12 protein-coding genes are annotated in these 13,594 nt (G+C 49.0%); all 12 read right to left on the minus strand.

Annotated elements, in window-relative coordinates:
• Positions 1 to 43: 43 nt before the first annotated feature.
• Positions 44 to 1,207, minus strand: coding sequence for an MFS transporter (locus tag WH37_RS08525; RefSeq protein WP_046230102.1), 1,164 nt, complete (start codon positions 1,205 to 1,207; stop codon positions 44 to 46).
• Between the two features lie 11 nt (positions 1,208 to 1,218).
• On the minus strand, positions 1,219 to 2,094 hold the full coding sequence (locus WH37_RS08530; RefSeq protein ID WP_046230103.1) for a carbohydrate ABC transporter permease: 876 nt from the start codon (positions 2,092 to 2,094) through the stop codon (positions 1,219 to 1,221).
• A 26-nt stretch (positions 2,095 to 2,120) separates the two neighbouring features.
• The gene (locus tag WH37_RS08535) at positions 2,121 to 3,023 is read right to left on the minus strand and encodes an ABC transporter permease (RefSeq protein WP_046230104.1); all 903 of its coding nucleotides are present in this window, start codon (positions 3,021 to 3,023) and stop codon (positions 2,121 to 2,123) included.
• A 125-nt stretch (positions 3,024 to 3,148) separates the two neighbouring features.
• The gene (locus tag WH37_RS08540) at positions 3,149 to 4,750 is read right to left on the minus strand and encodes an extracellular solute-binding protein (protein WP_046230105.1); all 1,602 of its coding nucleotides are present in this window, start codon (positions 4,748 to 4,750) and stop codon (positions 3,149 to 3,151) included.
• 327 nt (positions 4,751 to 5,077) lie between these two features.
• Positions 5,078 to 7,342 carry a helix-turn-helix domain-containing protein gene (locus WH37_RS08545; protein WP_046230106.1) on the minus strand — a complete coding sequence of 755 codons (2,265 nt, stop codon included), beginning with the start codon at positions 7,340 to 7,342 and terminating at the stop codon, positions 5,078 to 5,080.
• Positions 7,343 to 7,592: 250 nt separating this feature from the next.
• Entirely contained in the window at positions 7,593 to 8,066 is a 474-nt protein-coding gene (locus WH37_RS08550) for a VOC family protein (protein WP_046230107.1), read from the minus strand.
• 80 nt (positions 8,067 to 8,146) lie between these two features.
• The gene (locus WH37_RS08555; RefSeq protein ID WP_046230108.1) at positions 8,147 to 8,803 is read right to left on the minus strand and encodes an urease accessory protein UreH domain-containing protein; all 657 of its coding nucleotides are present in this window, start codon (positions 8,801 to 8,803) and stop codon (positions 8,147 to 8,149) included.
• Positions 8,804 to 8,836: 33 nt separating this feature from the next.
• Positions 8,837 to 9,679 carry an urease accessory protein UreD gene (locus WH37_RS08560; protein WP_046230109.1) on the minus strand — a complete coding sequence of 281 codons (843 nt, stop codon included), beginning with the start codon at positions 9,677 to 9,679 and terminating at the stop codon, positions 8,837 to 8,839.
• Positions 9,672 to 10,388, minus strand: a complete 717-nt coding sequence (ureG, locus tag WH37_RS08565) for an urease accessory protein UreG (protein ID WP_074904676.1) — start codon at positions 10,386 to 10,388, stop codon at positions 9,672 to 9,674. Before ureG ends, WH37_RS08560 begins: the two co-directional genes overlap by 8 nt.
• 57 nt (positions 10,389 to 10,445) lie before the next feature.
• Positions 10,446 to 11,168, minus strand: coding sequence for an urease accessory protein UreF (locus WH37_RS08570; protein WP_177217911.1), 723 nt, complete (start codon positions 11,166 to 11,168; stop codon positions 10,446 to 10,448).
• 27 nt (positions 11,169 to 11,195) lie between these two features.
• A complete protein-coding gene (gene ureC / locus WH37_RS08575; protein WP_046230111.1) occupies positions 11,196 to 13,211 on the minus strand; it encodes an urease subunit alpha in 2,016 nt (671 codons plus the stop codon).
• Entirely contained in the window at positions 13,208 to 13,534 is a 327-nt protein-coding gene (locus tag WH37_RS08580) for an urease subunit gamma (protein ID WP_046230112.1), read from the minus strand. The genes ureC and WH37_RS08580 overlap by 4 nt, the downstream gene beginning before the upstream one ends.
• Between the last annotated feature and the right edge of the window lie 60 nt (positions 13,535 to 13,594).

Consider the following 13,594-nt stretch of genomic DNA (forward strand, 5'->3'; position numbering starts at 1 on the left):
CCCTAAAAGTTCCGCCATTATCTGCTCTGCTTTCATACCTAAATTAATGTCCGGGCAAGGAACAGCTCCTTTTATTGACGCCATGTAACAGCAGCAAGCCCATTATAGCACTGACCGTGCAAGCCAGATACATCAATTGTGCGCCACCTGCATTGTACAAAAATCCATTAAGCAGGTTGCCAATAATGCCTCCCAGCCCGACAAAAACCATATTAAATACACTTTGTCCGGTCGCTTGCATTTCCTTGCCCGACACGCTCGCTACATACTCGACCGCTGCGACATAAAAAAGTCCAAACGACAGGCCATGCAAGGCTTGAATGCCGATCATGACAGGAGGATACGGAAACAGCCATTGCACAGCCCAACGAAGCGCATAGGCGAAAGCGGCAATGACGAGCGTGCGTTCCCTGCCGAGCTTGGCAATAATTTTAGCGGTCAGCAGCATCGAAGGCACATTGGTCATCGAAGCGAGCAGCAGCGCAAAGCCGACCATGGAAAAGCTCCCGCCTGCCTCCTGAAAGGAAAGCACAAAAAAGGAATTATAGGCGGTCAGCGTCTGATTGACAAAAAAGCAGGCTACGAGAAACCATAGGAAATTGCGGTTGCTGAGCATTTGTTTGAACCCTTCGGTTAAGCTCACCGTCGTTCGGTAACTATCCGACTTATTCGAGAGCGTCAGCACCATTGCCACTCCAGCCGCACTGAATATAAAAAACGGCAGCCATAGCTGGGTAATGTGAAAATAAGATAAATACAAGCCGCCGGCATAACCGCCAAGCGCCGTGCCTAAACTCCCCAGACTGCGAATCGTGCCATAGGAGGTGCGCCCTTCGCGGGCAGCGGTAACGGCATAGGAATCGGCAATCGGGCTTTGCGTCACGCTGAAAATAATCGACGTTGTATACACGATGACGAGCAGCGCAAATATTTGAACATTGTAAAAGTAAGCAAGCACCGCGGGCATTCCAATGCTGCATACGAGCACCAGCTTCGTCTGACGATAGCGGTCCACCATATAGCCCCAAAATGGCTGAACAATGATCGACAACAGCGTGCCCAGCGACATCATCATGCCTACCTGCCCCGCCGACATGCCTTGATGAACGAGCAGCGTCGTTAAATAAGGATTGAACAAACCGCCAGCAAGCCCTGTAAACAAGTACAAGGCTCGCAGCTTTAGCAGCATTTTTTTCGCGTCATTCATGATGAGGTTGATTATCCTTTCACTGCTCCAAGCATGACGCCGCTAACAAAATAACGCTGCAGCCATGGGTATACGAGCAAAATCGGAACAGTAGCAAAAATAACACTCGCTGATTTCAAGCTTTCTGGCGTAATTTTCGGTCCGCCGCTGTTGCCTTCAAGGCTGGCCAGCTCGGAAACCATATTGTTCTGAATCATTTGATACAGCTTGAGCTGAACCGGATACAGGTCCGGCTTGGAAATGTACATGAGCGTATCCTGAAAGCCATTCCAGCGCCCGACGGCGTAAAAGAGGCAAAGCGTCGCCATAACGGGCAGGGAAAGCGGCAATATGATGCGCATCAGCGTTCCAAAATGCGAGCTGCCGTCGATTTCAGCCGCTTCCTCCAAGCTTTTCGGAATGCCATTAAAGAAAGAAATCAGAATAATCAGATAAAACGGGCTAATCAGACCCGGCAGCACAAGCGCCCACACCGTATTGAGCAAATTCAGGTCGCGCACCAGAATATATTCAGGAATAATGCCGCCTGTGAAAAACATCGTAATGACGATTAAAATCATAAACAGCTTGCGTCCTTTAAGCTGCGATTTTGTCAACGGATAGGCGGCAACAATCGTCATCGCCATACATAGCGCAGCGCAAAGCGCCGTCAGAAATACAGTAAAGCCTAAGGACCGAATCATCGTCATATCCGAAAAAACCTTGCCATACGCATCCCAGTTGAACCCGACCGGGAAAAGGGTCACTTTACCCGATGTAATGGCCAAATTAGAGCTAAGCGACACCGCTATAATATGCAGAAACGGCAAAATACAAACAACCACTGCCAATGCAAGCAAAACAATATTTACCGTATCAAATACGCGATTTGCCGTACGTTCATTCATTGATCCTCCGCACCTTTCCGTAAGAGCTATAATATGCTCTCATCTGTTAGTTTTTTCGATGCATAATTGGCACCCAGCACGAAGATCAGTCCTACAATAGCCTGGAATAAACCGACGACTGTCGCCAGCGTATATTCGCCAGACTGAATACCGACGCGGTAAACGAAGGTGCTGAGCACATCCGAGTATTCGCGAACGGCCAAATTACCAATAATATACGGCCGTTCAAAGCCTATCGTAATCATATTGCCAAGATTGATAATGAGCAGCGTTACAATTGTCGTTTTGAGGCCCGGAAGTGTAATATGCCAAATCCGTTTGAAGCGCCCTGCTCCATCAACCTCTGCCGCTTCGAACAGCTCGCGGTTAATGCCCGTCAAAGCGGCCAAATATAAAATCGTTCCCCAGCCCGCGCTTTGCCACACGCCGGTTGCCAAATACGTAACGAGCCAATCCTTTTTATCCGTCAGAAACGGAATCGCATCAAAGCCAAGCGAGCTTAATACATTGTTAATCATGCCGGATTGCGTGCCAAATACTTGATAAACAATGCCGCCTATAATGACCCATGAGATGAAATGGGGAATATACAAAATCGTTTGCGATATTTTTTTGAACCAGACCCATTTTGCTTCATATAACATGATTGCTAAAATTAAGGGAGCCGGGAAGGATACTAATAAATCCAAAATATTCAGCATTAACGTATTGCGAAGCGTCAAATAAAAATCCTTCATTTTGAAAACTTCAACAAATGCGTCGAATCCAATCCATTCACTGCCCGAAATGCCTTGAAACAGGTTAAAATCCTTGAATGCGATTTGCACGCCCCACATCGGTCCATATTTGAACACCAGAAAATAAAGGAGCGGAAGTGAAATCAGCGCGTAAAGCTGCCAATACCTGCGAAAATAAATGTTTGTGCTCAATGTTGTTCGCCCCTTCTTTCCTTCATATGCAGTTGGCGCAGAGGGAGCCCCGACTATTTAGGTTCGGCTCGCCTCTGTCCTCCTGCCTTCTACTTGCCTGCCTACCATCCAAAACACACGCTGCTTTACTTCGTTTCTGTGTAAGCTTTCGTACGCTCGTCCATCACTTCCTTGCCGCCACGGGACATGTAATCTTCCAAGGCAGTATCAAAGGTGCTGTCGAATTTATCTGGAGCCGCCATCGTTGTTTTAACGATCATTTCATCGAGCTTGCTTTCGAGTGAAGTACCGTATTTCGTTTTGCTCTCGATCGGACGGGCAAATTTGACCGGGGCGATCGTATCGGTATCGGCAAATTCCATCGATTGGCGGACGCCTTCCTGGTATTTAGTTGGCATCCCGTAAATGAAGGCTTCTTTATTTTTCTCGTCGTCGCCTGCGATTCTGCCATTAGCTACGATGACAATATCGCCGAGGTTATAAATTCTGTCTTTCGCTTCCTGCGACGCATTTTCCAGCACGACTGGAATGCCATCCTTCAGCTCGTAGTTTTCGCCTACAACGCCGTTTTGCATATCGATTAGAACATTGGTCGAGGACATCCAATCCAAATATTTAATCGCTTCCGCAGCATGCTTGCTTGATTTAGGAATCATGATGTAAAGGCCGTTGGAAGCATATTCCGGTTTTGCATGCAGTCCTTCCGCATTCGTATACGTATCAATTGGAGAGAGAACAGCTTTCGGGTTGTTCGCCTGCAGGTTCTCATACGCAGCATCGTTATAATAGATATTGTCATAGTCATCGCTGAACATGCCGATTTTACCGCTTTGAATGTCCTGCGTCAGCTGTTTCTTATCTTGGTCAAGCCCAAAGTCCTTGCTCATCAGCCCTTCATTATACAGCTTGTTCATAAAGCGCAGGCCTTCCTTAAAGCCCGGAAGCACTGGCAAATAATCGCGGTTAGCCAGCTGCTCATCCGTTGTCAGGCTGTTTTGCGGCTGAACGAATGACCAGAGCAATGGCTCCAGCTGTCCAGGCTCAATGGTCATGCCGAGTGGAATGACGCTGCCTCCTGTTTCACCTGGGTCCTTCTCTTTGAACGCTTTAAGCGTTTCGTAAAGCTCGTCCGTTGTCGCCGGCATTGGCATGCCCAGCGCATCCAGCCAATCTTGACGAATCCACGAGGAATATCTTGCCGTTATCGTTCTTTTGCCCGGAATGGCAAATTGCTTTCCTTCTACTTGTCCATATTCCAGCGTATCGTCGCCCAGAAACGTCTTAAGATTTTGTCCGTGCTCATTTAATAAATCCGTCAAATCCGTGAGGCCGCCTTGCTCGGCATAACGCTCGAATGTCGCTTGATCATACGTAAATACGATATCCGGCACATCATCGCCGCTTGCCATGAGTACATTCAGCTTGGCAATTTCCTCTGAACGGGGAATCGGTACGAATTGAACATCAATGTTGTTCGGTTTGCTGAAGTTGTCTATCACGTAACGGGTCAAATAGCTGTCTGTAATCGTGTAACCCTGCGGTGTATTGCCGCGATCGAAAATTTCTACTTTTAATGAAGAAGCTGCTGCGCCTGCATTCGAGCTTGAGCTTGAGCTTGCGCTAGGTGTTTCTCCGCCTCCGTTTGAACAGCCCGTAACCAGTACAGTTAATGTGAACGTACCCGCCATCCATTTTCTAACCGCCATTTTACTTTTGCTACGCTTCATTTGTTCACAGCCCCTTTTTGTTCGGTTTGCCCCGCCTGCAGAGGTGAGCTTTCCTAACCTCTCACTGACGACGCCGCTTTTGGAGATGAGCCAAGTATGACATGATGACAGGAAATCTGACAATAAACAGAATTCCACCTCAAAAATCAGGTGGAAAATCGTCGTAAATCCCCTGTTTTCGCTATGTGACGCTATTCCTGTAAACATACCTTTTTCCGAATAGCGTTATATTAGTCGAACAATGAAAGGAAAAGAGCTGTACAATTTGTAATTACGCCAAACAAAAAGGCCCCCGAAAGGACTCGGGAGCCGCCTTGCAACCAAAGCCTATTCATTTGCATGTTCCGGCTTCATTTCGTATTTTCTATAGTCTCCTGGCGTCACACCGACTATTCTTTTAAACACTCGGCCAAAGGTAACCGAATTCGCGTAGCCGACCTGCAAGGCAATTTGCTGAATGACCTCGTCGGTTTGGCTCAGCAAATTTTGGGCATGCACAATACGCAGCTGGGCCAAAAAATCGACGAATTTTGTATTAAACTCTTCCTTGAACAAATGACTCGCATATTTCGCAGACACTTGGAACCGATCGCTCAATATTGTAAGGGACAGATCGGGATTCGTGTAATGCTCTTCAATGTAAGCTTTCATCTCACTTATCATCGCTCGATAGCTTTTATTTTCATTAGTCGACACATATACTCGGTAAACCTCATTCATCATTTCCAGCAGCAAAGCTTCCATCTCGGGCAGCCGCTTCGCTTTATCCAGCTCCACACGCCACTGCCTCGCCTGCTCGCCAACAAAATAATCCTTCAGCTTGTCGGACAAGTCCATCAGCTCTCTGCCCAGCATTTGGCGCAGCCAATGGATGAGCATGCGAATGTCATGATCCGCAAGCAGCTCGGAGCCGACCATTTGAAACAGCGTGTGCACTTGCTCCCGCCATTCCTGATTGGTCAAGCGAAACATTTTCACAATACCAGCCATGATCGGGAAATATTTATAGGACTCCATATGTGGCTGCAATGGCACATCCGAGCCGAATACCATCTCATTTTCACCAAGTGCTAAGACATACTGCAGTGCCGATCCCGCAGATTGAAAAGATTCCTTCAAATTCAGCTGGCTGTCCAGGCTGGTTACAATGCCAATGCCAAATCGCATCGTCAGCTCAAACTGGCTCGCCGCCCACTGATGAATGCTTTTGACAGTCAAACGCAGCTGTTCATTAAAGCTTTCCGCATCTACATCCTCATCTGGACCGCTCGTAAAAATAATGCCCAGCTGGTTGCCGCTTATCCACTCCGCCCAGCCATCCAGCTCCCTCTCCCGCGCAAGCTCTTGAAAAAGATTCATCAGCGTCAAACGGAATGTTTGCTGATCCTGATGGGAAAAATCGCCGTAATAGGCGTCAAAATCATGCATTTCCGCAATGACGACTGCGGCGTGCACGGCATGCTCAGAGGCTTGCAGCACAGCCAGTGACTGGCATTTTTCCATTGCCTCTCCTTGAGCGCTTCCTTCCATTAAATCCATAAAAAATTGCCGCCTGCGTATAAGCAAATTTTCATGATGCTGCTGCTCATAATCCGCTGTCTGTTGAATAAGCTGCTCCAGCGCATAGTCGATTAAGGCCAGCTCGTCTCTGGTTGTCACATCGGACGAACGGGCTGGAAGCGCCTGAATACGGCTCATCATCACTTGAATAGGCTTATAGTTTTTGCGCGTAATATAGATGATGTAGAGGACGGCTAACAATAAGGTAGCCAGCCCGATTATAATCCATACATAGGAAATGACCGATACCCAGGCGAACAGTTGTCCTGCCCGCAAGCCGCTGCTGAAGGTCCAGCCCAGCTTTGGAGACACTAGCGTCGTTAACACATTGCCTTTCTCGTCAATACTCCCCATCCCTAAATTGCCTTTTGGAAAAATAGTTTCGCCTTCCTTGCCCGTCACATGAAGAAAGGAAACATTGCTGCGCGTCATATCATCGATCATCCGGCCTAAAGGATAAGCGCCCAGATTAATGACCAGAATCCCTTCCTGGCCGAAGGGAAGCGGCAAGCGCTTATGCATGCTGATTACTTCCTCTGGCTTATCGGACTCCAGCAGCTTAAAGGAGCGAATTTGCGACCAGCCTTGAAAAGTTGGTTCATCCAGCGCCTGCTCCAAATAAGCGCGATCAGCAAACACCTCTTGCGTCGTAAATCCATATTTACTAACGATACGCTGATCGGACAGACGGTATATATACATAGAATCAAGCAGCTCATTGTTGCTTTCCAAAGCCCATAGCTTTTTGGCGAGCTCCATAAATTCGGGACTGCCCTTCTCCACATCGCCTGCGAGAAATTGTCCGTAAATCGGGTCATTTTCCATTTGACGCAATATTTCCATTTCCACTTGATTGACCGCTCTGTCGAGACTATCGACGACATAGGAAGTGGAAATGCGGCCCGCCTTCTCGGTTTCATTCCGGGAAATCTCATTCACAATCAGGAAGGAGAGGAAGATAACGATAGATATCGTTAAAATAAAAATCGGAAAATAAGAAAAAAGCAATCTGCGATACCAATTTTTTGACATAAACCTCACTCCAAATCTGACAGCATCGAAATTGCCAGGCGATTATTCATTATGAACACTCTTTTAATGATAGCTTTTCTAACATTGTATCAGATATATCGAGAAAACAAAGCTTAATTCAAAAAAAGATGGCAGGAAAACCCTTACATTTGCAATGTGTAAGCTCTATAAATGAACAAAGAAAAAAAGAGAAAGTGAGGGGCTTCGGCAAGCCCCTCACTTTCCCTTTTAATCGTACCCCTGCTTCAACTTACTCGTTATATGCCTGTTTCAACTTCGCGATGTCGATTTTGTCCATCATCAGCATCGCCTGCATGACTTTCGCCGCTTTCTCACGATCGCCGTCTTGCAGCAGCGCACCAAGCGTCGTCGGTATGATTTGCCAGGATAGCCCAAACTTATCCTTCAGCCATCCGCATCTCGATCCCTCTCCGCCCCCAGCGGTCAGCTTGTCCCACAGCTCATCGACTTCCGCTTGTGTCTCGCAGCTGACGAATAGGGAAATTGCCGGGTTGAAGTTAAAATGCGGTCCTCCATTCAAAGCCATAAATTGCTGCCCTTCCAGTTGAAAAGTGGCCGTCATTAACTCGCCCACTGGACCAGGTCCGCCCTCTCCGTAACGCGACTCATGAATCATTTTCGCATCCTTGAAAATCGAATAATAAAACGCGATAGCCTCTTCGGCGTTGTCATTGAACCATAAAAACGGGGTGATTTTTTGCATGGTGGTCGCTCCTTTATTTGCTCCAGGTCACCGATCAGGAACTTAGATCAACATTCCGTCTGATATAATCTTTCAATTAATTACACCCATAATCCAAACAACCCTTCATTCACACCTAGATTATACATATAATACAAACCAAATACAGCGCTAATAATCCCGGTTGCTCCAATCAAGACGCGATTCAGCTTGAAACGGCTGGAAGAAAGAATGAACGGGATGCTGATGAAAGTAGTAAAGCATAACATGCCGATTACCGTCCCTACACCAAATACGACGATATAGATCAGCCCTTCGCTAATGCTGTTCACGGTGCTCATCGTCAGGACGACCATCGCTCCGCTGCCAGCGAGGCCGTGGATAAAACCAATCAGCAGCGATTTACGGTAGGAGCCATGAAAATGCTGACTTTCCTTCGCATCCACATTCGTATGTATGCTTCTGAGCGAAATAATCGTATTCACGCCCAGCACGACAATCATTACACCGACAAGAAACTCCAAGGACATCGCCCATTTTTCCGTCATTTCGCTTCTCATTGCCATGAGGATAAATCCAACAATAAACAGCGTTAGCGAATGCCCAATTCCCCAAAACACGCCGGAAAAAGCGGATTTGACGATATGCTTGCTTTTAATCGCAATCGTTGATACCGCAATGACATGATCTGGCTCAAGCGCATGCTTGATGCCCAGCAGAAACCCGATTGCCAGTACAGAGAGTATACCTGCATCCATCCCAAAACCCCCTGTTTTTGATTTCTATATCAACTACTTTCGCAGCTTAAAAGCATCCTTACCCAGCAACAGCGGGCGAAGCTCGCTCCAAATGACGTGGAACAGCGCCTCAAGCTCTGCCCCGCTATGTCCAAGGCAGCGCACGACTAGCCCGTTCGCCTCCAAGAGCGTCACTCCGCCGTAAATTCCTTGCCCTGCCCCTCCTCCTCCACTTGACATCTTCACGTCTAGATAATTATCAAGCACATGCCGCACCACATCCACGTGCTCTGCCCCGACAGCTTCAGATAAACACCAGAAGCTGCCGAAATGAGAGTAGCCGCCAAGAACCGATTGCGGTGAAAATCTCAACGGCTCCAGATGCAGCGGGTCCCACACGACAAGCCGATCCCCCCAATATACCGACAGCTCGCTATGTAGCCTATCGTATTTAAACATCTCCCCATAGCCTGCACGGCCGGGCGTCAGCATATCGCTCATAAACAGCTGCGCCCCCGGCTCCATATGTATGATGCTGTTCCCGCTATAACGGACATCCTTATAAGGAACGAGCGGCCCTGGAAAATACTCCATCACAGCATTTTTCCCGACTCGAAAAAGATTGCTCTGCCCGCTTGTTTTTCCGCCTTTTCCTGGATGCAGCTTGCACGACGACTGTGTCGTAAGCAGCAGATGGGCGTTTTCCCCTACTGTGCAATCCAACTCCTGAACATCTCCGCCGAACAGGCCGGGAGATGATTCCATTAAATAAATAATCATCTCGCCGGACGGCCCTTTGAACGGGCGGGTAATTTTCAGCGGTGCTTGATGAGCCGAATAGCTCAAAACATTTTTCCCATTTATATAATCAATTTCACCCTGCCATCGGCTATGCATGGTCGTGATGATGCTCGTGATGGTGATGATGAGTGTGGCTATGCTTTAGGTTAGGACAAGCTGCGATAATCCATTCCACGACTTTAGCGGCACTTTCTTCACTTTTGAGATTGGTCAGGACAAAAGGACGGTCTCCGCGCATCCGCTTGGAGTCCTCGCTCATCACCTCAAGGCTGGCGCCCACATAGGGGGCGAGATCGATTTTATTAATGACGAGCAGATCGGAGCGGGTAATGCCCGGCCCACCTTTGCGCGGAATTTTCTCGCCTTGCGCAACATCAATAATGTAGATAAACATATCGACCAGTTCTGGGCTGAATGCTGCTGCCAAATTATCGCCGCCACTTTCAATGAACAGCAAATCAAGATCGCTAAAACGCGCCTCCAGATCTTCGACCGCTTCCATATTCATCGACACATCCTCGCGGACAGCGGTATGCGGGCAACCTCCTGTTTCCACTCCAATGATGCGCTCCTGCGGCAAAACGCCTGTTTTGGTCAATATGACCGCGTCCTCTTTCGTATAAATATCGTTGGTAATAATACCAATGCTGTAGCCCGGATACATCATTTCGCTGATTTTCTCCAGCAGCGCTGTTTTCCCCGACCCTACAGGACCGCCTACTCCGATACGAAGCGCTCTTCCTCCTTGAAACGGCGTGCTGTTCCAGCTGTCATGGGCATGGCTATGATTTGCTCCTCCACACATACAATCATCTCTCCTTCATCATTTTTGATTGCCAACGAAAGCTAGCTTCGTCCAGCACTAAGACATAAATAAACGGGAATACAAGCTTTCATGGCGCATGGCCGCAATTTCCTGCATGACGTTCGCGGTATACATCTCGCTTGGCAAAAGCGGCTCCCCTGTTATCGCCGCCGCCTCACGCTCCAGAAGCGGGAACAAGGCGGTCATGATTTTTTGACCATCTGTCTGGCCAAGACTCCACATCCGAATTAAATTTTGCAGCATGCTGTTAACCGTCTGATATAAAAAGCTGAGCACCGCCATATGAGGCGTCAGCTGCAAATACGCGCAAATCCAGCCATGAACGATCGCCGCATTCGCGTCCCCGCGCTCATGCTTAATCCAAGCCGCATAATCGCCAAGCTGTGCTTCGGGGTATACGGCCTGCACGGTATGCAAATACCGTTTGCCAATTTTGCTTGCCCCTTCTCTTGACTCCCGCGCAAGGCGCGTCCCCGTCATCCTGCGCGATAAATCCAGCAGCTTCGCTTTAATCGCTTCCTGTTCCCGCTGCTCGGACTGCTGCAAGTAGGCCGGCACCCATATCGCACTCCAATACACGCCAGTTCCTTCAATGGGGGTAACCGTACCACGAATGTAACTATCCATCCACGCCAAAAAGTCGGGAATCGTGCGAATCCGCTCCTCCTGCACATACGTTTCTAGGCCGAAGGAGTGGGAAAAGGCCCCTGTCGGAAAGGCCGAGTCCACCAGCTGCGCCACTTGCAAAAAAGACAGCATAATCGGCATCACCCTCCAAGCGAGCTTCTAAAATAAGTAATACCGCTGTGCCATCGGAAGCTCGCTTAGCGGCTCGCAGATCGCCTGCTCACCATCTACGAGCACCTCATACGTATCTGGATTTACCGTAATTTCCGGCGTTAAGTCATTCAGCAGCATGTCACGCTTGCCGATGTTCCGGCAGCCCGAAACAGGCAGCACCTGCTTCGCAAGGCCCAACTGCTGCTTAATTCCAGCATCGGCGGCTGCCTTCGATACGAAGGTGATGCAGCTGCTGTATTTCGCCTTGCCATGCGATCCAAACATGAGCCGGCCGATTTTAGGCTCCGGTGTTGGAATCGAGGCATTAGGATCACCCATGATCGCGAATGCAGGCATTCCGCCTTTTAACACCATTTCCGGCTTCGTTCCGAAAAACGCCGGCTTCCACAAGACGAGATCCGCCCATTTCCCCGCCTCCACCGAGCCTACATAGTCCGAAATGCCGTGGGCAACGGCTGGATTAATCGTATATTTAGCTACAAATCGTTTCACCCGGCCATTGTCATTTGTGCCATCCTCGCCAGCCAATGGACCGCGCTGGCGCTTCATTTTATCAGCCGTCTGCCACGTCCTGGAAATAACCTCCCCCACTCGGCCCATCGCCTGCGAATCGGAGCTAATAATGCTAAGCGCCCCCAAATCATGCAGAATATCTTCCGCCGCAATCGTTTCTGGGCGGATGCGAGAGTCAGCGAAAGCAACATCCTCGGGAATGTTGCGATCGAGGTGATGGCAAACCATCAGCATATCTAAATGCTCTTCTATCGTATTTATCGTAAAAGGCTTTGTTGGGTTCGTCGAAGACGGGATGACGTTCGGATGGCCTGCGAGTGTAATAATATCCGGCGCATGGCCGCCGCCCGCCCCTTCGGTATGATACGTATGAATCGTCCGTCCGTTAATTGCCTTAATCGTCTCTTCCACAAAGCCCGCTTCATTAAGCGTATCGGTATGAATCGCTACCTGGACGTCCATTTCGTCCGCGACTGTGAGCGCTGCGTCAATAACCGCGGGGGTTGAGCCCCAATCCTCATGAATTTTGAGGCCAATCGCTCCTGCCGTCACTTGCTCGCGCAGCGTATCCAGACCGGATGAGTTGCCTTTGCCAAGAAAACCGATATTCATCGGGTACTCCTCAGCCGCCTCCAGCATTCGGTGAATATGCCAGCTGCCCGGTGTACAGGTTGTAGCTTTCGTTCCCTCTGCTGGTCCTGTTCCCCCGCCGATCATCGTTGTGACGCCAGAAGACAGCGCCGTCTCGATTTGCTGCGGGCAAATAAAATGAATATGCGTATCGATCCCACCTGCAGTAATGAGCTTTCCTTCGCCAGCAATAACCTCTGTCGAAGCGCCGACAATCAGCTCAGGATGAACGCCCTCCATCGTATCCGGGTTGCCCGCCTTGCCGATTGCGACAATTTTCCCATCCTTGATGCCAATATCACCCTTTACAATGCCGGTGTAATCAATAATAACGGCATTGGTTATAACCGTATCGAGCACCTTCTCATCCCGAGTACGAAAAGCGGACTGTCCCATGCCATCCCTCAGCACCTTGCCTCCGCCGAACTTGCATTCATCTCCATAATGGGCATAATCGTGTTCGATTTCTATAAACAGCTCTGTATCAGCGAGCCTCACCCGGTCACCTATCGTCGGCCCAAACATGCTGATATAAGCTTCTCTAGAGATTGGCAAACCAGTTTGCTTATCCTCACCTTCTGTACTTAACGGCGCAGCCGCTCCGCCATAAGCTACGAGCTGAACCGACTTTTCCTCGCCTGGCTCGAAGCGCACAGCCGTTCCTGATGGAATATTGAGGCGAAAGCCTTCTGCTGCAGCACGGTCAAAATCCAGCTTCGGATTCACCTGTGCAAACGGAAAATGCGACCCTACCTGAATCGGCCGATCCCCGCGGTTCATAACTCGTACATCTCTTACTATGCGACCTGTATTTTGCCAAACCATATCCTGCTTCGGAACCACCTCACCGGGAATCATTCTTCACTCCCCTTCCTTCGCGGAATAATCGGGTCATGAATCGTTACCAGCTTCGTTCCATCTGGAAAGGTAGCCTCTACCTGCACCTCATGAATCATCGACGAGATGCCCTCCATTACATCCTCCTCCGCAAGAATCGTGCGCCCGAAGCTCATCAGCTCAGCCACGGTCCTCCCGTCTCTTGCACCTTCCATAATTTCATACGTAATAATGGCGACGGCTTCAGGATAATTAAGACGGAGGCCTCTAGCCTGCCTTCTTCGTGCCAAATCCGCTGCCAAGACGATAAACAGCTTCTCCTTCTCTCTCTCCAGCAAATACATCGCTACACTCCTTTTATCGCAACGTCTTTATTGTACCAGCTAAATCCCGACCTTCTTGTC

The sequence above is a fragment of the Paenibacillus algorifonticola genome (genome assembly GCF_000971975.1).
GTDB classification, from domain to species: domain Bacteria; phylum Bacillota; class Bacilli; order Paenibacillales; family Paenibacillaceae; genus Pristimantibacillus; species Pristimantibacillus algorifonticola.

What these genes read in the sequence shown, in the direction of transcription:
- WH37_RS08560 (WP_046230109.1), bottom strand. Translation starts at nt 9,679, where the DNA reads ATGCATAGCCGATGGCAGGGTGAAATTGATTATATAAATGGGAAAAAT.
- WH37_RS08570 (WP_177217911.1), bottom strand. Translation starts at nt 11,168, where the DNA reads ATGCTGTCTTTTTTGCAAGTGGCGCAGCTGGTGGACTCGGCCTTTCCG.
- ureG (WP_074904676.1), bottom strand. Translation starts at nt 10,388, where the DNA reads ATGTGTGGAGGAGCAAATCATAGCCATGCCCATGACAGCTGGAACAGC.
- WH37_RS08555 (WP_046230108.1), bottom strand. Translation starts at nt 8,803, where the DNA reads ATGGATGCAGGTATACTCTCTGTACTGGCAATCGGGTTTCTGCTGGGC.
- ureC (WP_046230111.1), bottom strand. Translation starts at nt 13,211, where the DNA reads ATGATTCCCGGTGAGGTGGTTCCGAAGCAGGATATGGTTTGGCAAAAT.
- WH37_RS08525 (WP_046230102.1), bottom strand. Translation starts at nt 1,207, where the DNA reads ATGAATGACGCGAAAAAAATGCTGCTAAAGCTGCGAGCCTTGTACTTG.
- WH37_RS08545 (WP_046230106.1), bottom strand. Translation starts at nt 7,342, where the DNA reads ATGTCAAAAAATTGGTATCGCAGATTGCTTTTTTCTTATTTTCCGATT.
- WH37_RS08540 (WP_046230105.1), bottom strand. Translation starts at nt 4,750, where the DNA reads ATGAAGCGTAGCAAAAGTAAAATGGCGGTTAGAAAATGGATGGCGGGT.
- WH37_RS08550 (WP_046230107.1), bottom strand. Translation starts at nt 8,066, where the DNA reads ATGCAAAAAATCACCCCGTTTTTATGGTTCAATGACAACGCCGAAGAG.
- WH37_RS08580 (WP_046230112.1), bottom strand. Translation starts at nt 13,534, where the DNA reads ATGTATTTGCTGGAGAGAGAGAAGGAGAAGCTGTTTATCGTCTTGGCA.
- WH37_RS08530 (WP_046230103.1), bottom strand. Translation starts at nt 2,094, where the DNA reads ATGAATGAACGTACGGCAAATCGCGTATTTGATACGGTAAATATTGTT.